The organism is Robinsoniella sp. KNHs210, from assembly GCF_000686105.1.
GTDB classification, from domain to species: domain Bacteria; phylum Bacillota; class Clostridia; order Lachnospirales; family Lachnospiraceae; genus Robinsoniella; species Robinsoniella peoriensis.
Genome location: NZ_JMLZ01000001.1, coordinates 155,108 through 180,981, shown reverse-complemented (window position 1 = coordinate 180,981; position 25,874 = coordinate 155,108). Strand labels below are relative to the sequence as shown.

The window sequence follows — 25,874 nt, the reverse complement described above, 5'->3', positions numbered from 1 at the left end:
AATTTAATATAAATACATCACATTTAACACCAACCAAAGGTAGAGTTATCTGTTTGATTATTCACAACTCTATCTTTGGTTGAGTTATAGATGTAATTTGCATTTATAATGATTAAAATTATCTTCTGACTTAGATTATAGCATTTCGCACTTTAGGAAACAATTATTGAAGTCCGCAAATTTTAATGTGCTAAAGCTTATGTATCACTCATATCGTCATATCAAAGATAATTCTTCCCTTTGTGCCCAAGATGTATTAAAATGTATAAGGGAAATACAGAATAATAGAAAGAAAGTAAAATGTAATAAAAATAGAATAGAATTTAATCAGGAGGATTTTATGGAATTATATTATAAGCAGCCCGCTGCCAGGTGGGAAGAAACACTTCCCATCGGCAATGGAAGCCTGGGAGGAATGATCTGGGGGAATATCAGCCAGGAGCTCATAGGTCTAAATGAAGAAACGATATGGTCAGGTTATCAGCATGATAAGAATAATAAAAATGCACTGGAATTTTTACCCGAAGCAAGAAAACTGATATTTGATGGGAAAAATGCAGAAGCACAGCGGTTAGTGGAAGAAAAAATGCTGGCTGAATTTACAGAGAGCTATCTGCCGCTTGGAAATCTGAAAATAGAGTTCTCCCATGGCAGTAATGTAGAAAACTATGTGCGGAGACTGGATATTGACCATGCTTTGGCAAGTGTCGCCTATGATGTTGACGGGGTGAGTTATAGTAGAGAATTTTTTGCTAGTTTTCCGTCCAAAGCAATGTACATACGGCTTTCCAGCAGTGCAAGCGTAATGGGGATTCGGGTATCCATTGAAAGCGATTTAAAACCGGTTTATGAAAGTAAGCCTGGGATGATCCGCATGAATGGAACTTGCCCGGAGCATGTAGACCCAAGTTATGTGGACAGTGAAACACCTGTTATATGGGGAGATCGCGGACAGAAATTTCATGCAGATCTGACCCTGCTGTCAACAGATGGAACACATGAAATCGTATTCGAAGAGGAAAAGACAGTCCTGGCAGTGAATAATGCTTCGGAAATAATAATAGCATTGACCGCAGTCAGGAATCCCGATGTGGTCTCTGAATTTAACAGCTGCGGATATAAAGGGGTTAAAGAAAAGCACGAATTGGACTATGGGAACCTTTACAACAGGGTAGAACTGGATCTGGGCAGTCAACCGGATGTGCCAACCGATATTCGCTTACAGAATATGAAAGATGGAATTGAAGATACGGCGATGTATGCATTATATTTCCAATATGGAAGATATCTGTTAATCAGTTCCTCCAGAGAAGGGGGAATACCGGCGAATCTGCAGGGAATCTGGAACTGGGAATTCCGTGCGCCCTGGAGTTGTAATTTCACCACAAACATCAATGCCCAGATGAACTATTGGCATGCACAGAGCTGCAATCTTGCAGAGTGCCTGGAGCCATACTTCAACTTTGTAAAAGGATTAAGCATTGAGGGGCAGAAAACGGCACAAACACATTTCGGATGCAGAGGATTTACCGTGTCCCACAATACGGACTACTGGATGAACACCAATCCGGTTGGAGTGGCCCATGGAAAAACCGGGGGACAGGAAAACAGTGGGTGTTATTCGTTTTTCCCGCTGGGAGGGGCCTGGATGTGTGAGGAATTCTGGAAGCACTATGAGTATCACCGCAATAAAGAATTTTTGAAGGAAACTGCATATCCGGTTTTGAAACAGGCAGCGCTGTTCTGCGCAGACTGGCTGGTGCCGTATCAGGGTTATTATGTAACCTGTCCGTCCGCTTCTCCGGAAAATGTTTTTCTCGTACCCGGCAAAGAAGGGAAAAAAGCGTCTCTGACCTATGCCTGCACCATGGATATGACGATTATCCGGGAAGTGTTTGGAGATTTTAAAAAGATATGTGCAGAGTTAGAAATAGAAGATGAATTATTGCAGGAAATAGAAGAAAAAGAAGCAAAATTATATCCCTATAAGATCGGCAAATATGGACAGCTCCAGGAGTGGCCTGTTGATTATGAAGAATCTGAGCCGGGGCACCGCCATATATCCCATTTGTATGGAATGTATCCGGCGGAGCTGTTTGAAGAAGAATATCTGAAAGAAGCCTGCCGCAAAACGCTGGACAGAAGGCTGGAAAATGGTGGAGGCCACACAGGATGGAGCTGTGGATGGATCGTTCAGGTATTTGCTGTCATGGGGGATGCCAAAATGAGCTTTGAATATCTGAGAACCCTGCTTACCAGATCTACCTATCCTAATCTCTGGGATATGCATCCGCCATTTCAGATCGACGGTAACTTCGCCGGCAGCGCAGCCATTGCAAATATGCTTGTGCAGGACAGAGGAGGAGAATTGAAGATACTTCCGGCACTTCCGGAGGAATGGAAAGATGGGTGTGTGAAAGGTCTTCGGATCAAAGGTAACAGAACCATTGATATTCGTTGGAAAGATCATGTTTTAGAAAAGTATGAGATTCATGAAGAAGGGTAATTGCCGGAATATTATTAGAGATAGACATAAAGCGAATAAAGGTGTTGTAAATGGAATAAAAAGAGGAAATGCAAGTATCACAGTAAAGACAAGCAGCGGGATGCAGGCAGTTTGTGAAGTTAGAGTCAAATAATGTTATAGTAATTATTTATCTCCAGCCATATTTATGTGGTTGGAGATTTTTTCAAAGTTCAGGCAACGCAGCCCGCTATACATCCTGAATTAGTGGAAAAATACCGCAAAGAAGGGATTGCAGATGCAGAGAATAATTTTCATACGTATATAAAAGCTTTCGTTTACTTCCTTTATTAAGGATGCTATACTATAATAAATTTATCAGTTTTAATAGAAGTGAATGAATATTTGTAACTTTAGAAGAGCAGGAATAATTTGGGTTTAACTGATTAAGGGACGCTTTGCAAGGAGAAATTAATCTTTTTTCACACATATCACACAGAATGGTCGAAACACACTACTGTTCGGATGGAGTACTATGATACAAAAATATAAAAATGCTCCAGAGAGCAGGAGGATACAAAATGCTGAAATCACAGAATCAGAACGATATCGATTATATTCATAATGTATATCGCAACATCGCATTTCTGGGTATCATCTTACATATGGTATATGCATTTATATACATTTATTTTCAAATTGTTCCTGCATTTGCCTATAATATTTTGAGTGTGTTATTTTATACCATATTAGTGATGATTGTCAGTAAACATAAATATGCACTTACTGTGGTTCTGATCCATTTGGAAGCATGTATTTTTGTTATCACACAAACACTGCTGTTTGGATGGGATGCGGGTTTTTACATGTTTTTAATAGCAATGGCGAGTATGGTCTACTTCTGCCCGTTTCGTTCCTCATATACACCTTATATATTTTCATTCATGCATATAGCGACAATGTTTATATTGTACTTTTATTTTATAAGACATAACCCAATGGTTTATTCAGAAAAGACATCTTTATATCTTTACTTTAGCTGCAACAGCATCAGTATGTTTATTATGATACTCTACACAGCATACGTTTCTAAAATAAGTGCATTAGTAAATAAAAAAGAGCTGATTAATGAAAATAGGAATCTGCGTGAACTGGCAGATTATGACCAGCTTACCGGATTATACAGCCGTCGTTATTTAAAAGACTGCTTCAATATCTGTCCTGGCGATAACAGTTATCTGGCAATAGGTGATATTGATAATTTCAAAAGAGTTAACGATACCTACGGGCATATATGCGGCGATTTTATCTTAAAAGAAATGGCTGAGCAGATGCGTTCCCAATTTGATCCGAATGTATTTCTTTGCCGGTGGGGTGGGGAGGAATTTGTACTGGTTTTTTCAGAAGCAGAATACAGTGATCCCAAAAAACAACTGGAATCTTTTTGCCGCTGGATAAGTAATTACCAGTTTCAATATAATGATAGTTCTATTCCGGTCACAATAACATTTGGTGTGACAAAAGGAACTAATAACTTACCGTTGAACGACTGGATCGATCAGGCAGATAACTTATTATATCAGGGAAAGCGGAGTGGAAAAAACAGAGTGATTGCCGATATCAAAAGGAGAACAAATGAAAGAACAAATGAAAGAATACATGAATGAGCCGGAAGTTGCAGAAATTAGTAGTGAGGCTATCAGCAAAACGTATAAAGAGATTCAGGATATCAAGACAGTTGCAAAGCAATATTGTTTATCATCAAAAGAAGTAAAAGCTTTGCTCAGGAAATAACAGCACTGATTTTTATTAAGGTCTGGATTGCATTTTATCCCATGACCGCCCCCTTAATATTGTTGATTACAAACCGGATTTTAGGGAACGTCAAAAATAATATAAGGGGGCGTGAAAATGCGAAACTATGTATAAAAATGTGTGGTGGCTTGTCTAGATCTGCTGCCGGTACGGTGCAAATCTGTGAATTAAAACTTAATAGTCACGGGAGCTTCTGTAAATGAGGAGATAGTAGCAATAGCATCTTTTAGATAAAAAACTTCGGTATTGCCATCATAAGCTGAATACATTTTCTGCAATTCAGGATAGGCGTCAAGCATGTGTTTCCTTGCTTCAACGTTGTCGTCTTCAATAGCAGCAGCTTCCACGCGGATCCATTTACCATCTGCCATTCCACAGATTTCGATTTGCGGATTAGAATGAATCTGTTTTGACACATTTTTAGTTTTTCCGGTTTGGATATACATTTTGTTTTCGAAGATATCCACAGTTCCAAATGGGCGGACTCTTGGTTTATCTCCGTCTATCGTTGCGATATAATAGGTTCCACATTTTTTTAAAAAATCAAATACTTCTTTCATGAATGTTACCTCCTTTTTTTCGATTGACCGTCAGTCATCGTTGCTATATAATGTTACATTAATAGGATATGCTTTTCAAGTACGCATATTTTTATTACATAGTCATAAAAATGTGACTATTGGATAAAGGAGCGGATTTACATGAATGATAAAAGCGTTTTGGCGAACTGCAGAGACTCATACCCGATGTGTCACGAGGTGTCCTTACCCAGCAATTGCGGGAATTAGAAAGAGATAAGCTGATACATAGAGAGGTTTTCAAAGAGGTTCCGCCGAAAGTTGAATATTCCATCACTGAAATCGGCAAGAGCTTCATCCCCGTGATGATAAACATCATGGAGTGGGGGGTATCTTATATTAAAGAAACAACCAACTGCGATATAGATATGTGCGTTGAAAATAATTTTGCATGTTCTAAATGTTATGAAATGTTAAATAATGTGGAATCTATGACGGAAAATCAGGAATAAATCAGTTGTAGACAGACACTGCAGTAAGAGCGCGTATGTTTTTAAAGAAATGAAAATGTAGTAGGAGGATTGCTGTTAATTTTCGGCGGTTCTTCTATTTTTTGATTCTATATATTTTTAGTCATATTTACCCCGAATTCAGGTTACGTAGCCCGCTGCGCGCCCTCCATCCGGGTCAAATCGGCCACAAAGTGTGACGCACAGCTGCCAGAAAGCAAATTAAAATCACGCTCTGGTGCAAAATGGAAGAGTATATAAACTACTCTTCATTTTTAATTATAATCTTTTAAAAAACCTGGTACTTTTCTGCAGAATTCGAATAATTCTTTATCAGAAATATCAGGCGGCATAATTTCCCACAAAAAATCATAATCGTTATCAACTAACTTCCAATGGTAAAGTTCCACCAAAAAAGAAACTCTGCTTGTACCATGTTTAATGTGATTCCTATAGGCTTGCAGATATTCAATCATATGCTCAGTACCTCCCTTATACTATGTAATATATTATATTCTCAAATAAGAATATATTCAAGAATAAGAATATAATTTATGCTAAGTCTATTATTAATTGAAAGGTAGGAATTAGCATGATCGATTTTAAACCATTTTGGGAGACATTGAGAAAATCTGACGAAACATACTATACTTTAACAAATAAGCACAAAATTTCTTTTAGTACCTTAAATAAGCTAAAACACAATAAGGGTATCACTACACAAAAATTGAATGACTTATGCAGAATTTTAAAATGCGATGTGTCAGATATCTGCAGATATGTTCCTTCCGATGAGGATCAGCAACTGTAAAAATAAGTAAAGCAGGAGAGCAGTCATCAATCTGCTCTCCAAATGAAATATATTTAACTAACAATCCGTATGTATAATTTCTTTTATTCCTCCGACTTTTTCAATTCTCAGCACTTTTACTGACTTTTTTGATTTTTCTTCTCTTTCCAGCATAATCCACTCATCATCCATATCGATTAAAACACCCCTGGCGCTGTACATGACGTCTAATAGATACAATCACAACTTGACAATAAAATTATTAGTGGTTATAATAAATATAAAACACAAACATATGTTTGGTAAAAGGACGATTCACATGAGCAAAAAAATGAAACACAAAGATATAAAATTTGAAAATGAGAGTGCAGAGCTGCTGTTCCAGGAAATAGAAAGCCATTATCCATCACTGGATCTTAAGGGGCAGCCACTCTCAGAAGAGCAGGCACTCGCTATGTATTATCATGCAAAAGGTCTTCAAATTCCAGAAATAAACAACAAGCGGTATATTCCAGTCTACAATATAATTGCATGTTAACTCTTTGAGCTACATATTTATGAAAGAAATGGAGATGATAATTTATGACTACCATAAATAATATTCCTTTTGAAAATGAGAATGCAAGACTTCTATTCGAATTAATCCGTATGTTCTTTCCCAACATGGAATTAAACTGGTCTGGGGAAGAACTATCGGAGAGGGAAGCCTTAAAAATGTACCATAAAGCGTGCCGAAGACTGAAAGTAAAAATCGTCCCATATATAAATAGGAAGATAATGGTGTAACAAAATGTATAAGCCCTGGAATCTCAAGATATCCATATGAATCCGGATGTAAAAAGAGTCAAAAATGAGGTGCCCCCAATAAGTTGGTTTTTAGTTCTAACTTATTGGGGGCAGTTCAAAACGGCTCTTTTTTATTATTTTAATCTATAAGGGAAAAATTATCAAATTTGATTTATTGATTGTTAATTCATACTTTAAAGACTACCGGAATAATAGATATTTTATACATAAGTCAAAAAATGTAGACTTTATTTTACAGCCATAAAAAGGAAAAATATGTGTATTTTTTCCACAATTCTTATTATATACCATACGTCAAATAAAGTCTACATTGTTTGATAATTATATCAAATAAATCAATGTAAGAAATATCATGGCCTATTGTTAAGACAAATCACATATATAGAAGGTAGCTTGGAGAATGGAGGATTATGGATAAAAATTGTTGTAATTGTATTTATTCTTCGTATGGTAAAAAGAAAACAAAAAGATGGTTTTGCCATTTAAAATCCTGGTATGTCAAGAAAAAGGATACTTGCTGCTACTTTAAACTCCTTAATTAGTTAAATATAGCATCAACTTTTATAAAACACTTGTATATAACCTGGACAAATAGCCAATAATGATTTACAATATTAACATTAAAAGTAAATTATATTGGAGGAATTAATCATGGCAAGAGGACAAAGAAAATCAATTGACGATCAGATCGCGGTTATAGACGAACAAATTGCAAAAGTTCAGTCTAAAATGGATGCTTTGTTAGATCAGAAAAAAGCACTGGAACAGAAGAAAAGAGAAGAAGCACTGGGTCAGCTTTATGATATGATTCAGGAAAGCGGGAAATCTATCGAAGATATTCTGACATTGATTACTGACTAGTCACCAGCTTGTATAAAAGTAAGATAAGGAATATAGAATCGCAGAGGCGTACATGTAGTATGTCTCTTTTTTATTAATTGAATCTTGTTTTATTGATTTTGACAGAGTGAGTTTGATTTTTATCTTGTAAATGCTTTTATAATTTGATATACTTCATGTTGTTATCGGGTGAGCACCTACCGTATGCGAGGCTATATTCTTGCATACGTTTTTTTGGCTTTTAGGAGATATCGAAGATGTACAGAGATAAAAATAAAACAGAAAACGTAGCATTTTCATTAATCAAGTTTTGCTTGCCACTTATTTTAAGTGGCATTTTACAGCAGCTTTATAATTGGGCAGATGCTTTTATAGTAGGAAATGTAGTTGGAGAAGAGGCACTTGCAGCAATCGGTTCAACCAGTACTGTCATTAATTTTTTTCTAACTGCAATTACGGGATTTACACTTGGTCTTTCCATTTTATTTGCCCAGAAATTTGGTGGTGGGAAAATGGCCCATATATCAAAAATACTTTCGGTATTTTCTGTGGTAATGGGTGGTGCTTTTTTGGTTGTGCCGGTAATAGGGATGATAGGAGCGTACCGGTTACTTCTTTTGATGAATACGACACAGGATACGATTCATATGGCAAAGGATTATCTGCAGATCATCCTGATTGGTATGCCGATTCTAGCTGTATATAACGTTTATTCCTCAGCGCTTCGGGGGATTGGGAATAGCCGTGCGCCCTTTGGGGCTGTTTTGTGTTCTTCAATTGTGAATGTTATTTTAGACATTGTATTTGTAGGTGTTTTTCATTGGGGTGTTGTCGGTGCGGCTGTCGCAACGGTGGTTTCCCAAGCTGTTATGACAATATTTATCATTTTATACAGCGTGAAGAAATACCCCTGTCTGTGCTTCTCTCTCAAGGAATGGTCATTGGATCGTTTTGTTATAAGGGAGGGACTTCATTTTGGCATACCGCCTATGATCCAATCCTGTATAAGTTCCCTTGGAGGTCTCATACTGCAAAATTTCATGAACGGATTCGGAACGCAGACCGTTGCAGCAATAACGACGGCATATCGTGTGGACACAATGATACTTTTGCCAATTATTAATCTTGGATCCGGAATAGCTACCATTGTAGCACAGAATTTTGGAGCTGGAAGAAGAAAACAAATTCCAAAGATTGTATTTGTTGGGACTGCGCTGATGTTATGCGTATCGCTAATGCTGACGTGGCTGGTGGTGGAAACAGGTGGATACTTAATTGCTATGTTTGGAGTAAGTCAGGAGGCAACGGAGATTGGAAAGCAGTTCTTTCGGAGCATTGCTGGTTTTTATGCGGTTTACGGCATTGCAATGTCGATTCGGGGTTATATAGAAGGAATTGGAGATGTACTGTTTTCAAGTATTGCAGGTGGTATTGCATTGATATCACGTATTATATTTTCATATGGCTTTGTCGGACTATGTGGTAATATGATTATTGCATATGCAGAAGCTGGTTCCTGGGGAGTTCTGCTGCTGCTTTATCTGCTGCGCATATTGTGGAAGAAAAAGATAACTAATTATAATATGAAAGGAAGCCAGGCATAATGATTACAAAAATTTATATGGAAAGTTTACCGAAAGATGCAAAAGTAATACGGAAAGCAGTTTTTATGGAAGAACAGGGCTTTAAAAATGAATTTGATGAAATAGATGATGAGGCCGCGCATATTGTAATATACAATGAAAAGGAACTGCCAATTGCAACCTGCCGGGTATTTAGGGATACTCAAATAGATTCTTATTGTATCGGACGCCTGGCGGTTCTTAAAGAATACAGAGGAAAGAATATCGGGGCGTATGTAATAAATGAAGCAGAAAAATATGTCTTTGAAAAAGGGGGGCATAGAGTGGACCTTCATGCACAATGCAGAGTAAGCTCTTTTTATCAAAAACTGGGATTTTCCCAATATGGGGGCGTAGATGATGATGAGGGATGCCCTCATATATGGATGAGAAAACAACTTTAATCTGGCTGAGGACAGTGAATTGCTGCTGCAATCCCACAAGCTTGGCACTCACAATATTTGGCGCTGCAGACTTGTAGTGGTGATTACTGAAATTCACACAGATATTTTCATGAACATTTAGCCGATAATATTTTTTGTATATCGTCAAAGTGTTCTTTACATGTGACGCGGTAATGTATCCACCCACCGTCACCACAAGGATATTTATGATCAATATAATCCTGGGTGTATTTTTGCACATTGGCATATATTGTTTGGAACTGTCCGTTCGATAATCTTATCATAACTGTAAAAGCATTATGTTCAGCAAAAATATTGCATAAGAGTTTTTGTTTCTTTTTGTGAGATATACCCCACCCATAATTATTGCCATATGGGAAAGTAACTTTCTGCACGGTGTCATATGTTTTAGACAGCCACTCATTGAGATTGGCAAATAATATTGCATTCTTACCACAATATTCTGTCATTTCTGCTATTGTGGGTATTTCTTGTTTGTTTAACATCCTTTCGTACATAGAAGTACCTCCCGTGAATCTTGTAGTGTTCTTCCATAAAATAGTCATGAAAACACATCACACAAATGGCTGGAACAGAAGCCATAGTAAATATCATTAACTAATAAAAACAATTACAAAAGCCCATAGGATTATGAAAATGGGCAGAAACCATTCATTTTGTACAGAAGCACAATGTTTGGAAGCGGATTTCATCTTCCCTGGTTTAACAACAAGTCTAAAACACAATAAGCCAACGATTGTTCCAAGTACATTTGCAATCAGGTCATTGATATCTGTGGCTCTGTATAATGTAAATAACTGGCTTATTTCGATGGCAAGTGATAAACCAAAACCAAGCAGTGCTGCATTTTTTATTTGGTTATATGTCTTACTTATGACTGGGCACAGAAATCCTAATGGTATAAAACAAAATATATTCAGTATGAATTCTAAGCCGATACCATTTACGAACGGTATCCAGCTAATATTAGGATGAAAAAATGTTTCCCCCAGATTTGTTAGCCTATTGAATTCGCTTATTGTTGGAATGCCAACTATATTATTTAAAACGATACACAGATAATAATACAATAGAACAGAACCAATTGTAATCTTTATTTTTGGCAACTGTTTGTTTCTTCGAAATATCAAGTACAATAATAACCCGGTTACCCCCAATCCCAACAGATACAAGGGTCTTAAACATAGCAAATCCATTATTGCTTCCATAATACTCAATTGATTTTCCATTATAAATGCCCGCTTTCTTTTTTACTATATTTTACAACATGATTATTAAAAAAAGGTTGATATAAACCTGAGTATTTCTGAAGATTTTCTTACGAATTATCATTTTAGGTACTAATTGTATCCGTTCTTACCGTAATTTCAATAATTTTTGCTTTTGTTGAGTTTTTAAGAAGAACCGACGATAAAGATTAGTTATTAGTTTCCTGGGATTTTACAGATAACTGCTGCCTGGACGAAGAAACTGTGAAGTGTAATTGACAGATTGACAGATTAAGGCAAAAATGTTAAAATAATGTTGCGGGATGTAATAGAAACGTAATAACTATGAAAAAATTGTAACGAAAGAGAGGTATGCGATTATTATGAAAAGACGTATGCTGAAAATTGCAGGCCTTCTTGCCATCAGTGTAATGGCATTTGGTGGAATGAGTCTTGTATCAATGGCTGCGAATACCGGGATGGCTCTTGTAGGAGTAGCTGTACACGTAGAAAATGTACAGACAGACACAACAGAAGCGAAAAAAGCAGTTCCCTATGATAAGATGGTTATCGCTGATTTAGAAAAAAAAGAAGGCGTGAAACCGGAAGAACAGTATGTGAACATCCGTAAATCTGCAAATGCAGAGGATGGGGAAATTCTGGGAAAACTCTATAATCACAGAGCAGGAGTAATTGTAAAAGAAGAAGGCGACTGGTATCTGATTGAGTCAGGTTCTGTAAAAGGCTATGTGAAGAAAGATCTCGTTGTAAGCGGTGAAAAAGCAGCAGAACTGGCCAGAGAATTTGGCTGGGAAGTGGCAGTAATTAATGCAGAGGTATTAAATGTACGTTTGGAGGCTAGTGAAGATGCTGAAGTTGTTGATACAGCTATGGAATCTGAAGCATACTCCGTGATCTCAGATGCTGGGGATTGGGTAAAAGTACAAATGAGTGACGGACGCGAAGGCTATGTTGCTAAGCAGTATGTTACCTGTGAAGTTAGATTTGATGAGGCAGAATCACTGGAAGAGGAGCAGGCCAGACTGGATGGTGAATGGCAGGCATATCAGAAGGCTCAGGAAGATGCAAGGCTGGCAGCAGAAGAAGCAGCCAAAAAAGAGCAGGAGAAGAATCCTGTGACACAGACGGAAGTTGTGAAACCTGAGACAAATGTTCCAGAGACTGAAGCACCAGAAACAAACGCATCCGCAACAGAAACTCCTGAAACAGCTGAAACAAATATCCCGACAACAGAAACTACAGAAACAGCTGCGACAGAAGCATTAGAGACGGAAACAACAGAGACAAATGCACCAGAGACAACTGTACCGGAAACAACTGTACCGGAAACAGAAGCGCCAGAGACAAATGCTCCAGAAACAGAAGCTCCGGAAACAGAAGTACCGGAAACTGCTGAAACGGAAGCGCCGGAGACAGAAACTCCGGTGACAAACACTCCTGAAACAGAAGCACCAGGCAACTCTTCTTCAGATTCATCTAATTCTGGACTGGGAAGCAATATTGCGAACTATGCACTCCAGTTTGTAGGAAACCCATATGTTTGGGGTGGAACTAGTTTGACAAATGGTGCGGATTGTTCAGGATTTGTACAATCTGTAATGGCAAACTTTGGTATTTCTCTTGCACGTGTGGCTGAAGATCAGGCTGCCGGCGGTACGTCTGTATCCCCGGGTAATGAACAGGCAGGCGATCTGGTATTCTATGTTGATGAAAGTGGTTATATTTATCATGTAGCACTTTGCATTGGCGGAGGCCAGGTGGTACATGCAAGTAATCCGACAAGCGGAATTATTGTATCTGGCATGTATTTTGATAGTGTATATGCTATAAAGAGATACATATAAGAAACAATAACAAAAGGAAGGCATCATATCAAAGTTTTGGTATGATGCCTTTTTTAGATCCAGCTAAATCAAACTTGCGAGTACAACAATTCCTAAACCTATCCGATACCATCCAAACACCTTAAAATCATGTTTTTTAATATAGCTCATCAAAAATTTAATAACTGCCAGCGATACGAGAAATGCTACAACCATTCCAACTATTAAAGCCAATATTTCATTTCCCCCAAAATGAAAACCAAATTTTAACATCTTAAGTGCACTTAAACCAAACATAACAGGTACTGCAAGGAAAAATGTAAATTCTGCTGCTGCGATTCTGGATACTCCGATCAGTAATGCACCAACAATGGTAGCACCAGAGCGGGATGTGCCGGGAATTATGGATAATACCTGGAATAATCCGATGAGTAAGGCTGTTTGATAAGTAATATCCGACAGGTGAACAACCTTAGGCAATCTTTTTTTATTCCAGTTTTCCACTAAGATAAATGTAATTCCGTAGAAGATTAAAGCGGCTGCAATCACTATGGGAGTGTGCAGGTGGGCATCGATATAATCATCAAACAGAATGGTTACCACTGCGCCTGGAATACATGCTACTACAACTTTAAACCACATGGAAAAAGTATCTTTAATAATAATTGGCTGCTTTTTATTTTTAAACTGAAACGGAAACATTTTTTTCCAGAAAACCATTACAACAGCTAAAATAGCACCTAGCTGTATGACTACGAAAAACATTTCTTTAAAAGATTCACTCATGTTCAGAGAGATAAATTCATCTACCAGGAGCATATGTCCGGTACTGCTGATGGGAAGCCATTCCGTGATGCCTTCTATAATACCGAGAAAAATGATTTTTAGTATTTCTATAAAATCCAGTGTCATTATTTAATATCCTCCTTCTGGAAATAGATGTAGGTGGCAGTAAATCCCAGAATTGACACCAGGGTGATGATGCCACAGAAACCCAAACGGGGTAACCGGTAGCAGCCAGACTTCCCTGCATAAGAAATAGGATGGCTGTCCAGGGATATAATGCACCAAGATCCTGATTTGACAAAGCAGCGTTTCCCATAATGACGGCAGCTGATATGATCAACGGGACAACCAGGCTTTTTGTTTTCTCGGCAAGGAATGTAAAAGGTGTTATAATTAAAAACATCAGTATTGTACTGGACATCATTTTTCCCAGATAAATCAGGGCAATATGAAATTGAAATTCTGCAATACCAAACACGGAATGATACAGGAGCGCCAAGAGAAAAGCAGAACCCCAGGAGAAAAAGGACAAAACTATCATCCAGATAAATAAAATGCAGAACTTACTGGTTAAAAATGATGTTTTTGAAACCGGTATTGGTAATATATTTTTCAAAGTCTTCTCTGTATATTCCCGGCTGAACAGGTAGGAGGCTATAATTATATAGACCAACAGGTTCATTAGAATAATAGTATAGAGCAGCAGACTGTCATAGATATCCGCCAGAGTAAACATTTTTTCAGGGTGTTCGAAATGTGTCTGCAGACATTCCAGCAGCAGCATGCCCGGTGCTGCTAGGGCTCCCAGAATACTGATCAAAAGCATTTTGGAACGTTTAAGCTTTAATATTTCACAGTAAATCAGATCAACCAATTCCGCCACCTCCAATCAAATTTGAAAAATAATCCTCTAGTTTTTCTTCACTAATGTTGACTTTTGTTACAAGTAAGCCATTTTCCACAAACGACCGGTTTATTTCTCCCCGTCTGTTAATACATTCAAAAATCCGGATCGTATGATTATCGCATACGGAATAGTCATTAACAGCATGATGCCGTTCCAGTAACAGAGAAGCAGTATTTACATCAGAAACAATAAATTCCACATATTGGCGGTTTTGCTTGTGCAGTTCTTCCATGGAGACCTCTTCCAGTAAGTGTCCCTCATGCATAACACCAATAATATCAGCTAACTGTTCAATTTCACTTAGAACATGGCTGGAAAGAAATATAGTGGTTCCTTTTTTGCTCAGTTCCAGCAGAAAATTCCGAATCTCATGTATTCCGATTGGATCCAGTCCATTCACCGGTTCGTCCAGGATGAGCAGGCAGGGGTCGTGCATGATTGCGGCAGCAATGCCCAGTCTTTGTTTCATTCCTAATGAATAGTTGGAAAATGGTTTGTTGATTTCTTTTTCAAGTCCAACTAATTTAAGGGCATGCTCTGCGGTGTCTTTGCGGTGCCTTCCCCGCAGGCGCGCCAGCAGATGTAGATTTTCCCGGGCGGTTAAATTATCATAGAATCCGGGAGTTTCGATAATATTTCCGATGTTGCGGTAAGTTTTGCTGGGATTTTTTTTATAATCATTGCCAAACAGCAGGATTTCTCCGGATGTTGGCTGTACCAGATTCAAAAGCATTCGCATGGTTGTAGTTTTTCCGGCGCCGTTTCTGCCAAGTAAACCATAAATTTTGCCCTGGGGTACATGCAGATTTACATTATCCACGAGAAGTTGATTACCAAATTGTTTTGTCAGCCCGATTGTTTGTATCATATAGTTGTTCATTTGTTTGACTCCTTTCTGAAGTTTATTTTACCATCCAAAGCTGACAGGGGCCTTTATCAGATCTTACTTTTTTCTTACTTCATTACGGGATTTCCGTTAGCGCCGGCAGAGTGACTTGAAAGCATGTTCCCAGGGTCTGTGAACTGGTTACATTTATTTCACCATGTAAAGCTTCTGCCAGTTCCTTTGTAATGGCAAGCCCCAGTCCGCTTCCTTTGCCTGAACGGGCATGGTCACCCTTATATAAACGGTCAAAAATGTAGGGTAATTGCTCAGGAGGAATATGGCTGCCGTCATTTATAACTGTAATAAGCACTTTTTCGATACGGGGCTCAACAATTATTGAAATGCAGGTACAATGCCCATGGTGGATTGCATTTTGAATAAGATTATTGATTATACGTTTATATGCCATACTGTCAGTAGATATCAGTAAATCATCATCACTGACCTGGGCCCTGACCTCTATGTTTTCTTTTTCCAAACCAGGAAGCCATTCTATAATTATTTCCCGCGTCAGTTCATTGATGTCTACAGTGTCAAAATGGAATTGCTGCTCTTTTGAATTGAGTTTAAACCATTCAAAAAGCATATCAACATAGGATTTCAAATCATTCGCCTTTCGATATGCCACAGTAATATATTCCTGTTGTTCTGTTTTATTCTCCATCCCATTTTCCAGAGCTTCCAGATAGCCAAGCAATGATGCAAGAGGGGTCCTTACATCATGGGAGAGACTGGTTAAGATCTGTTTTTTTGCTTCATCTACTTTTTTCAGATAGGTAATTCTCTTTTTATTTGTTTCTATAATCTCATTTAGCTCATAGCCGATATCAGACATGATTCCGGAACCTTTGGTAAAAATCTTTTCTTGTTTGCCCTGGGAAACAGCTTGAAGAATGGAAAGCCAGTCTTCCGTCTGTTTCCTAAGACGGCTAATATAAAGAAACTGTCCAAAGCATAAGAGAAGCAAAAGGAAAATCACAAATCCTGTCATAACGAATCACCGCCAAACTTATATCCCACACCCCAGATTGTTAAAATATAAGTCGGCTTTTCAGGGCAGGGTTCTATTTTTTTACGTAATCTGCGGATGTGTACCATAATATTATTATCGTCAAAAGCATATTCATCATCCCAAACTGCGCGGTAAATCTGTTTTTTAGTAAATACCTTGCCCCTGTTGCAGGCGAAGAAATACAAAAGATCAAATTCTTTAGCGGTCAGGTCAATGACAGTGTTGTTTTGGCGCACTTCATGTGCAGCCGGATCAATATGGAGACTGCCAATATCCAATACGGGATCTGCCAGTTCCATGGAAGAATTAAATAAGGTGTACCTTCGTAAAAGTGATTCAACACGGGCAATAAATTCATTATTGCTGAACGGTTTTGTGATGTAGTCATCCGCACCCATACGCAGTCCGGATACTTTGTCTATCTCGCTGTCTTTGGCAGTCAGCATCAGGATAGGTACATGGCTTGTTTTTCTGATTTCAGTCAAAACTTCAAAGCCGCTTTTTTGGGGAAGCATAACATCCAGTACTATCAACTGGTATTCCAAATGTATTGCTTCGGCCAGTCCGCTTTCTCCATCATGGCGGAGCGTTACCTGGTTACCTTCGGCGGTTAAGTTTTTTTCAGTAACAGACACAGATCTTTATCGTCATCAATTATTAGTATTTTGCTATTCATTTTATACTGTCCTCCCTGTAATTTTTCGGAATTTATCAGATTACATCTGATTGATACATGATTGTAATGCCTTTGTATGAATTTTCGAACAGGCTGCTTTTGCTGTTTATTATATTTCGCATGTGGAAAATAAACAAGGTAATAAATAAAAAAATAAAACCGTTTTATCTGAGGCATTTGGAAATAATCATCTTGACTTTTTGACAGGCGCAATGATAAAATAATAATAATCGAGTGGCAGAAGCGTAAATCCAGATTTGGGTTTGCGCTTTTTTGTCGTTGATTTATATTGCAGAATGAAATCCGGAATAAATTCTGCGGAACAGCAGGTTGTGGCAGCTTTCCTGAAAAGTCTCCAAATAAAAATAATGGAGGATAATAATGGAGGAAAAAGTAACAATGAACAAAATGGGTACGGAGCCGGTAAATGGACTGATGATTAAAATGGGAGTTCCCATGATTATATCCATGGTTCTGCAGGCATTGTATAATGTAGTGGACAGCTATTTTGTATCGAATATGAAGGATACGGCTGAAATTACCGGCATGGGGGAATATGCGGTTAATGCACTTACCCTGGCATTCCCCGTTCAGATGCTTATGGTTGCAATTGGTGTAGGCACCGGCGTGGGAATCAATGCGCTGCTGGCAAAGAGCCTTGGGGAGGGGAATCGTAAAAAGGCCAGCCGGATTGCGGGAAATGCAATATTTTTAGGTCTCTGTACCTTTCTTGTTTTTTTGATCTTTGGTTTATTTGGTGTAAATGCCTATCTTCATTCCCAGACGACAGACCCGATTATACTGGAAATGGGGCAATCCTATCTTAGCATTTGTACTATCTGGTCCTTTGGAATCATAATGTACACTATTTATGAAAAACTGCTTCAGGCGACAGGAAGGACGACGCTGACTACCGTGGCTCAGGTAGCAGGGGCACTGGTGAATATTGTTTTAGATCCGATTATGATTTTTGGATATTGGGGATGCCCTGAAATGGGAATTAGCGGAGCCGCATATGCAACCATAATCGGCCAGACAGTATCCTTCCTGATGGATGCTATTTTCCATTATGTATTTAACAAAGATATTGATCCGAGTCCCAGATATATAAAACCCAAGGGTGCAATTATCAACGAAATTTATAAGGTGGGCTTACCGGCAATTATAATGCAGGCCCTGATGTCATTTATGACATATGGTGTAAATATTATCTTTGGAGCAGTTTCCAGTGCGGCAGTTACGGCATATGGTGTCTATTATAAAATCCAGCAATTTGTATTTTTTGCTGCTTTTGGAATGAACAACGCATTAATACCAATTATATCATTTAATTATGGAAAACGGGACCGGAAAAGAGTGGATGAAGGAATTAAATATGGCATGTTATATACGCTGCTGATCATGGTTGTGGGATTGCTGGGGCTTCAGATCTTTGCAAATCCGTTATCCGGTGTATTTTCAGTGGCACCGGAAACACAAAAACTATGTGTGATCGCAGTTCGCATCGTGACCCTTGGATATTTGTTTGCAGGTGCAAATATTGCATATCAGGGGATTTTTCAGGCATTGGGCTGTGGCATTAGATCTTTGATTCTTTCGCTGCTGCGGTTAATAGTAGTTGCGTTACCACTGGCATGGCTGTTCACAAAATTTGCAAATGCCCCGGTACTGATCTGGGTATCTTTCCCGGTTGCAGAAGGTGTTGCCTTATTGGCAGGGATCCTTTTTATGAAACAGATTTCTGATAAACAGCTGAAAGGTCTGCTATAGGGTTTCAAAATAATAGTTGTTGTAAAATTTAATCTCAAAATAAAGGTTATATCTATTCATTTTGTAAATTACATGCTATGATAGGAGATATAAAATCTAAGGAGTATACGACTATCTATATACGTATACAGATGAAGGAGCTGAATAGTATGAGACTGGTAACACGTTCCGACTTTGATGGTTTGGTTTGTGGTGCGCTGCTTAAAGAAGCAGGAATTATTGATCATTGGAAGTTTGCACATCCCAAAGATCTTCAGGATGGTCTGGTGGAAATCAGAGAGGATGACTGCCTTGCCAATGTACCTTATGTAGAGGGGTGTGGGTTGTGGTTTGACCATCATTCCAGTGAATTTGAGAGAAACGAGCTGGAAGGCAAATATAAAGGGGAAAGCCGTATAGCCCCATCTTGTGCAAGAATAATTTATGATTACTATGGAGGGAATGAAAGGTTTTCCCATTTTAATGAGATGATGGAAGCGGTAGATAAGGTGGATTCAGGTAATTTGACAATTGATGAAATCCAGAATCCCAAAGGCTGGATACTAATTGGTTTTCTGATGGATCCAAGGACCGGTTTAGGCCGTTGGAGAAATTTTACTATTTCCAATTATCAATTAATGGAAAAGCTGATCGATGCCTGCCGAACCATGGATACAGAGGAAATTTTAAGTCTGTCAGATGTAAAAGAGAGAATTGAAGTTTATTTTGAACAGACGGCTAAATTCAAAGAAATGATAGAGGCGCATACCAGAGTGGAAAAGGATGTAATTATATCAGATCTGAGAGGTGTGGATCCTATATATACGGGAAATCGTTTCCTAATTTACAGCATGTATCCGCAACAGAATATCTCAGCCTGGATTGTTAATGGAAAAGGCGGTAAAGGGTGCTCAGCTGCAGTTGGCTACAGCATTCTGAACCGTACTTCCGATATCGATGTAGGAAGCCTGATGTTGAAATACGGAGGCGGTGGACATAAAGCGGTAGGAACCTGCCAGTTCAGTGATGACAGCATGGATGAGCTGCTTCCTAAAATGCTGGATGAGTTGGTGAATCATAGAGAAACAGGCTCTAATATTCACAATAGAAAATAAACGGGAATGAGGTTCTCCCCAGGTACAACAATACCTAAACTGCTATTAGCTGATGACTTCTGTTTTAGGACAGAAGTGTCAGCTTTTTTATGTGCAGAAACCTGAATGGCAGAGATGCAATGAGAAAAAAGCCGGCAAATCAATGAAAATTGGGCTTCCGGTTTTTTAAGTTCAGGAGGAAGATATGTTTAAGTGAGTTTGAAAAAGTCAGATTATTTATCCGGCGCAGAGGAAACATCGTTTAAAGTTTCAAAATAGTAATAAAAAAATAAAAATACAGGAGAGAATATTATGTTGACAAGTTTAGCTTTTATTTTTCTATTGGGAATGCTGCTTAGTTCTATTCTTAAAAAACTAAGGCTGCCGGGTTTGCTTGGCATGCTGATTACCGGAATTGTGTTAGGTCCGTATGTACTTAATCTGTTAGATCCCTCTATTTTGAGTATATCCGCAGATCTAAGACAAATTGCCCTGATTATTATTCTGACAAGGGCGGGGTTATCTTTAGATATCAATGATCTGAAGAAAGTGGGGCGTCCTGCGATCCTGATGTGTTTTGTTCCGGCGTGCTGCGAGATTGCGGGAATGATTCTGCTTGCACCGGGGCTTTTGGGAATTTCTGTGCTGGATGCAGCTATTATGGGGTCCGTTGTGGCAGCTGTATCTCCGGCCGTAATTGTTCCGAAAATGCTGATGCTCATGGAGAAAGGTTACGGCAGAGAGAACAGAATACCGCAGCTTATTATGGCTGGAGCTTCTGTGGATGATGTATTTGTTATCGTTTTGTTTACCGCGTTTACCGGGCTTGCACAGGGGGAAAGTATCTCGGCTGCCAGTTTTGCACAGGTACCAGTGTCAATACTTACCGGGATGATTGCCGGTGTTGGTACCGGAATGATACTGGCAGTCCTGTTTGCCAGACTGCATATCAGGGATTCGGGAAAAGTAGTAGTGCTGCTCAGCATTTCTTTTTTAATGGTGGCACTGGAAAATGTGCTAAAGGGAATAATACCGTTCTCAGGTTTGCTGGCTGTTATGAGTATGGGAATTGCACTTCAAAAGAAGCGCCGTGTTGTAGCGGAAAGATTGTCGGTGAAATACTCAAAATTATGGGTGGCGGCGGAGATTCTGCTGTTTGTGCTGGTTGGGGCAAGCGTGGATGTGAGCTATGCACTGGCAGCAGGCGCATCGGCAGTTTTACTGATTTTTGGCGTATTGTTATTTCGAATGGCAGGGGTATTTCTGTGTATGCTGAAAACGAAATTGTCCGGTAAAGAACGGCTGTTTTGTATGATTGCCTACATGCCGAAAGCAACTGTGCAGGCAGCGATTGGAGGCGTACCTCTGGCATTGGAACTGGGATGCGGTAAAATTGTTTTGACTGTTGCAGTGCTCGCTATTTTGATAACGGCGCCCCTTGGAGCCTTTGGCGTTGACGTGGCTTACCGGAAACTGCTCCCCCAGACACATGACGAAATGTAGCTGAGAGTAATTTGTGGAATTAAAAAAGAACCGTGAATGGTTCTTTTTTTAATGATTGTGCATTTATCTTTTAAAATCGTGGTTCATAATAGCAGCAAGAATCTTTCATACTTACATATCCTATCTTCAAGTGACAGAACCATTTCTTTACTTTTTTTATATTTAAGGTGGAATATCGACAATTGCAGCAACACTTACACATAACAAACACTCCTTTAATATTATGTAATTATTCCGATTATTAACACAACACTGCATTTTGAGTCTACACTAAGTAGATATGTAAGAATATTTGGCATAGGATAAAAAATTTCAATAATTTTGTAAATATGAAAAATAATGGCGTATCAAATTATTTAGTTTCTAATTTTATAATAAAACGATAAGGATCTGTCACTACCTCAAAAATCGGTTTCTCCCATCCTTGTTCTTTCCATGCTTCAATTATTTTACCTATTCCACTGCCAGCCCGGTCCCCGATACCAATCTTACTAAACATTTTAAAAATTGTAGGATTTCTTGGGTCACTTACGCCGCCTGAAAGCATTTCCTCTTTTGAAATTAGTAGTCTTCCCGGATTTGAGATGGAAAGAGAATCAACTTTTTTCCTAATAACAACGCCTTGCCGCCCATAATAATCAGCGTGGATTACTGCATTAGCCAAGGATTCATTTAAGGCATTTTTAATTTTCATTTTACTGCTTTCATTTTTGGCTTTATGAACTGCAAAGCCATTATTGTTTTGAGATAAGAGTAATTGTAGAACATTTTGATAAAAATCAAATATATTTCCACTAAAAGTACTATCATCAGAAGTCAATCTATATGACCAGCTTTTATTTTTAGATGCTGTTTCTTCTCTATAATCCAAGAAATAGTTAGGAAATTCTTCCCGGATATATGATTCTTTTCCAAACATAAGTAAACCGGCAACTGTAGGAACATATTTTTCTCTTTTATTTGGTTTTAATGCAGATAAATTAATTAGAAAATCTTTTGTAAGCAGTTTTAAGTAAGCAGATTCTGGAGATTTATTCTGTAAAATACAACGATATCGCTCTATAGTATCTTGAGAGAATACTGATATATCCATTTTTTCAATTATTGCATCATCATATGGCATTTTTCTACCTTCTATCATTTTAATTTCCTCTTTTTTGAAGTTTCCTTTTTGTCTTTTTACCAGATAAAATATAGTCTAGCATATTTAATTTAAAGGATCAATTCAAGAATGTTTCAAGAATTATTCAAAAAAGTTTCAAGATTAAGATAATAGTACGGTTAAGGTAGTTCAACTTTTCGTGTCCACGCTAATATACTAACACCAGATAATCAGAACATTGTTTTTCATGGGGAGTCTCCTCTCTAATAGGCTCTCGGAATCTCTAAGGCTTTATTCATCAGCCTTCTTAGATTCCATCTATTTTTTTTCTCCACCTTTTTTTCAAAAAGGACTTGACATACATCCTCAAAAATGCGGCGCTTTGCATCTCTTATTTATTAAGGTATATCGTTTCGGATGTGTGTTTCATTGAAACCAATTAACATTGGCGGTTATTCCGCCTATCAGGAACGTGTCCTGACTCAACTTCGTAAATATTATCCTGATGCTGCAGACTCTTTGTCTTTATCCACTTGGCAGATTCTTGAAAAATTCTGGAGTCTGGATTTATCTGCTGTTGATATTCTTGTGCAGGATCGTTACTCAAACTTTGAACCTGAGCCAAGACTTCCTTCCGATATGCTCAGATCCATTCTTGCTTCTGTTGCATTTAAATTAACTTCTTACACCCGGTTTGCTTCTGATTTGAAAGAAAATCATCTTCATGCCATCATTTCAGGTTTTACCGTAGGTGACACTCCTGGCACTGGGACTTTCTATGACTTCCATAAATGCCTTTGTTTATCCTCTGACAAGAACCTTTTCCCGTTTATCCTCCTGCCTAAACAAAAGCCTCAAAAACCGAAAGGTAAAGAAGAAAAAGTTGCCCCTGTTGAAAAGGTTACTGTGGAAGATTGATTTATTTCTTCAGTTCCAGACATCTCCTCCTTCTGATATGGCTCCCTGTGCAAAACTTTGGGAAATTTTCAACAGCCTTTTTCTGCAGACCTCTGTGCACAACAACCTTTTGTCACTCAAAGATTTATCTTTAGCAGGCGATGGAACTTCTGTATAGACCGCTGCGCAGAAACGGTAAACTCGTACCTGCAATTGCCTGGATAAGGGCATTCGTGATTGCAAATGTTATCGTATTTACCACCAGCCGGACTGTGACATCGACTGGGATTCCCATTCTGATTCAAAAATGATCTTCCAGTTTTTCTATTCTTAAATCCTGCTTCCAGGCATGACTCTCATGGATTTTTGTACAACTGGTTTTTCATGAAACAAATGCTTCCTGATGCTGTTGTCAGGAAGCTTATTCTCGATTCAGTGCATGATGCCATGCCTTATTATAATTACTGTAAGAGCAATGGTATTATCCAATTCATTGACCTTAATTGGAAGTGTGGAAGACCACCTGTTTATAAAGATGACATCTCTATTAATAGTGATGGTATTCCGTTGTGTGCCTCTGGTCATGCAATAAGTTAGCTGCCGTTGAGCCTAATAAGGGTCGTGTCAAATATAGGTGCCCAAAAATCAGTTTCAAAGGCGGTGCGCCTCACTGTACTTGTGAAAATCCATGTTCTGATGCAAAATATAGCAGAAATGTTCACCTTGTTTTGAAGGACAATCTAAGACTTTTTAATAATCCACCTCGTGACATGTTGAATGGTGATCGGAATATGATGCAAGAACCTTTGCTGAACGCTGTAATAAACGTGAGAAAATAGATTATAAATTAGAAGACGGCAGATACCGTTCATCTAAGATGTGGTACTGCCGCCTGTTTTCCATCATGATGTGTCAACATCTTGATGCATGGACTTTGCCAAAGACTTCCCGACTAAAAGATCTCTTTAAGCAACTTTTCAAGGTTTAGCCGATGTGTGAAGCTTTAGTCGGCTCAAGATTCCGAAAGCCTATTCTATTGTATTAATGCAGAACGGGGCGGCACAGCACCGCCCGTTTATTAACGCTATTTATTCTTACGGTACTTTTAACTTTTTTCCTTGACGGATGACTGTAGTAAACAGCTTACCATTCATCTTTGCCAATGTGTCTGCCGATATTTTATGTTTTCGTGCAATTGCCCAAAGACTGTCGTTTTATCTGCAACGAGTGAAGTGTTTGCTTCATTGATTGTGGGGAAGATGGTATCGAATAGCTTATCCATGTGCCCCTCCGTGACCGACTTGGAGGTAAAAAACCTTGTGTTCATGTTCAGTCACCTCTTTTTTCTTTGTGCCTTTAGTATTCATTGTAGATACCTCTCGAGTTTTTAGATTATTACCAACTGGCCAGTCAGTAATAATCTAAATTTACTTGAGGTATTTTTTGTGTCAATCACTTGACCTATTTAAAGTATACAGGAAGCTTTCTGTTCTAATTGAATATGTAATGATAGAGTGCATTAATCTTATAGAAATGAGGATTTGAAAGGGAACTATGAATATGATTTTGCTATAATAGATAAAGAGTTCTCAGAGGGAATGAAGGAAGCTGCGACGCTGACTGTTATGGAGTCGGCGGCCGCAGTTATTCTGCTTCATATGAGATTATATATTAATATGCCAAAAGAAAAGATATGTTAGATAACAGAGATGATAGGTGTGACATTGTATATACAGCTGAAAATTATTCCATTAATGACTATACATTTGCAAGACGTTTCTCTGTATATTTATCGTCTACATTTTTTACAGACGTACCCCATTTATTGAAACGGGTGAAAAATAATTCATTCAGTTCCTGACGAGGCCAGAAGGTAATAACTTTAAACTCTTCATCGGAAACAGTATTGTCAATGTAATGGTATACTCCACCGGGAATCACAATAAAGTCTCCTTCTTTTACCAAAAGAAGCTGGTTATCAAGGCAGATATAACAACAGCCCGGTTTGCATTTAGCCACATAATAAATCTCAGTTTCTTTGTGAACACCGCCACCAAGTTTTGCGTGGGGGGCGACGGTTCCTTCGTTTACATTGATTGTAGGCTGACCAGCCATTTCATCACCGATCAACATTCGAGAGGAGTATTCAGGACCACATATATAAGGAACTACGTTTTCTGAATTAACAAGTTTCCAATCTGTTTTTTTCTTCATGATTTTTTCTCCTTTTTTATAATATAGGCTCTCGGAATCTCTAAGGCTTTATTCATCAGCCTTATGAGATTCCATTTATATTTTTTCTCCACCTTTTTTTCAAAAAGCACTTGACATTCATCCTCAAAAATGCGGCGCTTTGCGCCTCTTATTTATTAAGGTATATCGTTTCGGCTCGACCGGAACAGACTTTTTGATTTGGAGGT

Annotated in this window: 29 protein-coding genes, 1 pseudogene and 1 riboswitch; of the genes and pseudogenes, 18 read left to right on the top strand and 12 right to left on the bottom strand. The window is 38.3% G+C overall.

Annotated elements, in window-relative coordinates:
* Positions 1-340: 340 nt before the first annotated feature.
* The 4 genes from CD03_RS31875 (at position 341) to CD03_RS37620 (ending at position 4,258) form a co-directional block, all read left to right on the top strand.
* Entirely contained in the window at positions 341-2,506 is a 2,166-nt protein-coding gene (locus CD03_RS31875; protein WP_052377601.1) for a glycoside hydrolase family 95 protein, read from the top strand.
* Positions 2,493-2,639: a hypothetical protein gene (locus CD03_RS37625; protein ID WP_156042704.1), complete on the top strand. Its 147-nt coding sequence runs from the start codon at positions 2,493-2,495 to the stop codon at positions 2,637-2,639. Before CD03_RS31875 ends, CD03_RS37625 begins: the two co-directional genes overlap by 14 nt.
* Before the next feature lie 406 nt (positions 2,640-3,045).
* The gene (locus CD03_RS38405; RefSeq protein WP_044288814.1) at positions 3,046-4,131 is read left to right on the top strand and encodes a GGDEF domain-containing protein; all 1,086 of its coding nucleotides are present in this window, start codon (positions 3,046-3,048) and stop codon (positions 4,129-4,131) included.
* Complete coding sequence (locus CD03_RS37620) at positions 4,100-4,258, top strand: hypothetical protein (protein ID WP_156042703.1); 159 nt, start codon at positions 4,100-4,102, stop codon at positions 4,256-4,258. The genes CD03_RS38405 and CD03_RS37620 overlap by 32 nt, the downstream gene beginning before the upstream one ends.
* A gap of 188 nt (positions 4,259-4,446) precedes the next feature.
* Here the strand turns inward: CD03_RS37620 and CD03_RS0100825 are convergent, their stop codons facing one another.
* Positions 4,447-4,839, bottom strand: coding sequence for a pyridoxamine 5'-phosphate oxidase family protein (locus CD03_RS0100825; protein ID WP_027292005.1), 393 nt, complete (start codon positions 4,837-4,839; stop codon positions 4,447-4,449).
* Between the two features lie 164 nt (positions 4,840-5,003).
* Here CD03_RS0100825 and CD03_RS36905 point away from each other — a divergent pair.
* Positions 5,004-5,309: pseudogene (locus CD03_RS36905) on the top strand (winged helix-turn-helix transcriptional regulator); the annotation flags it as partial.
* 111 nt (positions 5,310-5,420) lie between these two features.
* Entirely contained in the window at positions 5,421-5,567 is a 147-nt protein-coding gene (locus CD03_RS39270) for a DUF6783 domain-containing protein (protein ID WP_334291630.1), read from the top strand.
* A 14-nt stretch (positions 5,568-5,581) separates the two neighbouring features.
* Here the strand turns inward: CD03_RS39270 and CD03_RS0100815 are convergent, their stop codons facing one another.
* Positions 5,582-5,782 carry a hypothetical protein gene (locus tag CD03_RS0100815; protein WP_027292004.1) on the bottom strand — a complete coding sequence of 67 codons (201 nt, stop codon included), beginning with the start codon at positions 5,780-5,782 and terminating at the stop codon, positions 5,582-5,584.
* Positions 5,783-5,898: 116 nt separating this feature from the next.
* Here CD03_RS0100815 and CD03_RS39265 point away from each other — a divergent pair, with 116 nt between their 5' ends.
* The 6 genes from CD03_RS39265 to CD03_RS0100780 all read left to right on the top strand — a co-directional run bounded on the left by CD03_RS39265 (position 5,899) and on the right by CD03_RS0100780 (position 9,769).
* A complete protein-coding gene (locus CD03_RS39265) occupies positions 5,899-6,117 on the top strand; it encodes a helix-turn-helix domain-containing protein (RefSeq protein ID WP_047833040.1) in 219 nt (72 codons plus the stop codon).
* A gap of 298 nt (positions 6,118-6,415) precedes the next feature.
* On the top strand, positions 6,416-6,634 hold the full coding sequence (locus CD03_RS0100805; RefSeq protein WP_027292003.1) for a hypothetical protein: 219 nt from the start codon (positions 6,416-6,418) through the stop codon (positions 6,632-6,634).
* 44 nt (positions 6,635-6,678) lie between these two features.
* Entirely contained in the window at positions 6,679-6,882 is a 204-nt protein-coding gene (locus CD03_RS0100800; protein WP_027292002.1) for a hypothetical protein, read from the top strand.
* Between the two features lie 672 nt (positions 6,883-7,554).
* A complete protein-coding gene (locus CD03_RS0100790; RefSeq protein WP_027292001.1) occupies positions 7,555-7,764 on the top strand; it encodes a hypothetical protein in 210 nt (69 codons plus the stop codon).
* Positions 7,765-8,000: 236 nt separating this feature from the next.
* Positions 8,001-9,347 (top strand): MATE family efflux transporter, encoded by a 1,347-nt coding sequence (locus CD03_RS0100785; protein ID WP_027292000.1) that lies wholly within the window; start codon positions 8,001-8,003, stop codon positions 9,345-9,347.
* Positions 9,347-9,769 carry a GNAT family N-acetyltransferase gene (locus tag CD03_RS0100780; RefSeq protein ID WP_027291999.1) on the top strand — a complete coding sequence of 141 codons (423 nt, stop codon included), beginning with the start codon at positions 9,347-9,349 and terminating at the stop codon, positions 9,767-9,769. The genes CD03_RS0100785 and CD03_RS0100780 overlap by 1 nt, the downstream gene beginning before the upstream one ends.
* A gap of 107 nt (positions 9,770-9,876) precedes the next feature.
* Here CD03_RS0100780 and CD03_RS0100775 read toward each other — a convergent pair whose 3' ends face one another.
* The gene (locus CD03_RS0100775) at positions 9,877-10,287 is read right to left on the bottom strand and encodes a DUF3788 domain-containing protein (RefSeq protein ID WP_027291998.1); all 411 of its coding nucleotides are present in this window, start codon (positions 10,285-10,287) and stop codon (positions 9,877-9,879) included.
* 96 nt (positions 10,288-10,383) lie between these two features.
* On the bottom strand, positions 10,384-11,019 hold the full coding sequence (locus tag CD03_RS0100770; RefSeq protein ID WP_027291997.1) for a VanZ family protein: 636 nt from the start codon (positions 11,017-11,019) through the stop codon (positions 10,384-10,386).
* Positions 11,020-11,381: 362 nt separating this feature from the next.
* Between CD03_RS0100770 and CD03_RS31860 the strand changes: the two genes are divergently transcribed.
* Positions 11,382-12,863 (top strand): C40 family peptidase, encoded by a 1,482-nt coding sequence (locus CD03_RS31860; RefSeq protein ID WP_052377600.1) that lies wholly within the window; start codon positions 11,382-11,384, stop codon positions 12,861-12,863.
* Between the two features lie 63 nt (positions 12,864-12,926).
* On the opposite strand, the gene CD03_RS0100760 is transcribed toward CD03_RS31860, so the two are convergent.
* The 5 genes from CD03_RS0100760 to CD03_RS31850 form a co-directional block, all read right to left on the bottom strand.
* Positions 12,927-13,754: an undecaprenyl-diphosphate phosphatase gene (locus CD03_RS0100760; protein ID WP_027291996.1), complete on the bottom strand. Its 828-nt coding sequence runs from the start codon at positions 13,752-13,754 to the stop codon at positions 12,927-12,929.
* Entirely contained in the window at positions 13,645-14,502 is an 858-nt protein-coding gene (locus CD03_RS31855; protein WP_242849008.1) for an ABC transporter permease, read from the bottom strand. Before CD03_RS31855 ends, CD03_RS0100760 begins: the two co-directional genes overlap by 110 nt.
* A complete protein-coding gene (locus CD03_RS0100750) occupies positions 14,495-15,415 on the bottom strand; it encodes an ABC transporter ATP-binding protein (protein WP_027291995.1) in 921 nt (306 codons plus the stop codon). The genes CD03_RS31855 and CD03_RS0100750 overlap by 8 nt, the downstream gene beginning before the upstream one ends.
* An 82-nt stretch (positions 15,416-15,497) precedes the next feature.
* A complete protein-coding gene (locus tag CD03_RS0100745; protein WP_027291994.1) occupies positions 15,498-16,412 on the bottom strand; it encodes a sensor histidine kinase in 915 nt (304 codons plus the stop codon).
* On the bottom strand, positions 16,409-17,068 hold the full coding sequence (locus CD03_RS31850) for a response regulator transcription factor (RefSeq protein ID WP_442969717.1): 660 nt from the start codon (positions 17,066-17,068) through the stop codon (positions 16,409-16,411). Before CD03_RS31850 ends, CD03_RS0100745 begins: the two co-directional genes overlap by 4 nt.
* 422 nt (positions 17,069-17,490) lie before the next feature.
* Between CD03_RS31850 and CD03_RS0100735 the strand changes: the two genes are divergently transcribed.
* The 3 genes from CD03_RS0100735 (at position 17,491) to CD03_RS0100725 (ending at position 21,455) form a co-directional block, all read left to right on the top strand.
* The gene (locus tag CD03_RS0100735) at positions 17,491-18,879 is read left to right on the top strand and encodes an MATE family efflux transporter (RefSeq protein WP_027291993.1); all 1,389 of its coding nucleotides are present in this window, start codon (positions 17,491-17,493) and stop codon (positions 18,877-18,879) included.
* A 149-nt stretch (positions 18,880-19,028) separates the two neighbouring features.
* On the top strand, positions 19,029-19,973 hold the full coding sequence (locus CD03_RS0100730; RefSeq protein WP_027291992.1) for an exopolyphosphatase: 945 nt from the start codon (positions 19,029-19,031) through the stop codon (positions 19,971-19,973).
* A riboswitch (Fluoride riboswitch) is annotated at positions 19,967-20,042 on the top strand. (Overlaps the previous gene by 7 nt.)
* 222 nt (positions 20,043-20,264) lie before the next feature.
* On the top strand, positions 20,265-21,455 hold the full coding sequence (locus tag CD03_RS0100725) for a cation:proton antiporter (RefSeq protein ID WP_027291991.1): 1,191 nt from the start codon (positions 20,265-20,267) through the stop codon (positions 21,453-21,455).
* Between the two features lie 352 nt (positions 21,456-21,807).
* On the opposite strand, the gene CD03_RS31845 is transcribed toward CD03_RS0100725, so the two are convergent.
* Positions 21,808-22,596, bottom strand: a complete 789-nt coding sequence (locus CD03_RS31845; protein WP_052377599.1) for an ATP-binding protein — start codon at positions 22,594-22,596, stop codon at positions 21,808-21,810.
* Between the two features lie 390 nt (positions 22,597-22,986).
* On the opposite strand from CD03_RS31845, the gene CD03_RS38400 reads away from it, so the two are divergent.
* Entirely contained in the window at positions 22,987-23,475 is a 489-nt protein-coding gene (locus tag CD03_RS38400; RefSeq protein WP_242849007.1) for a hypothetical protein, read from the top strand.
* 130 nt (positions 23,476-23,605) lie between these two features.
* On the opposite strand, the gene CD03_RS38395 is transcribed toward CD03_RS38400, so the two are convergent.
* The gene (locus CD03_RS38395) at positions 23,606-23,749 is read right to left on the bottom strand and encodes a hypothetical protein (protein ID WP_156042702.1); all 144 of its coding nucleotides are present in this window, start codon (positions 23,747-23,749) and stop codon (positions 23,606-23,608) included.
* A 1,246-nt stretch (positions 23,750-24,995) separates the two neighbouring features.
* On the opposite strand from CD03_RS38395, the gene CD03_RS37605 reads away from it, so the two are divergent.
* Positions 24,996-25,154, top strand: a complete 159-nt coding sequence (locus CD03_RS37605; RefSeq protein ID WP_156042700.1) for a hypothetical protein — start codon at positions 24,996-24,998, stop codon at positions 25,152-25,154.
* A 58-nt stretch (positions 25,155-25,212) separates the two neighbouring features.
* Here the strand turns inward: CD03_RS37605 and CD03_RS31830 are convergent, their stop codons facing one another.
* Positions 25,213-25,668 (bottom strand): cupin domain-containing protein, encoded by a 456-nt coding sequence (locus CD03_RS31830; protein ID WP_044288811.1) that lies wholly within the window; start codon positions 25,666-25,668, stop codon positions 25,213-25,215.
* Positions 25,669-25,874: the final 206 nt, after the last annotated feature.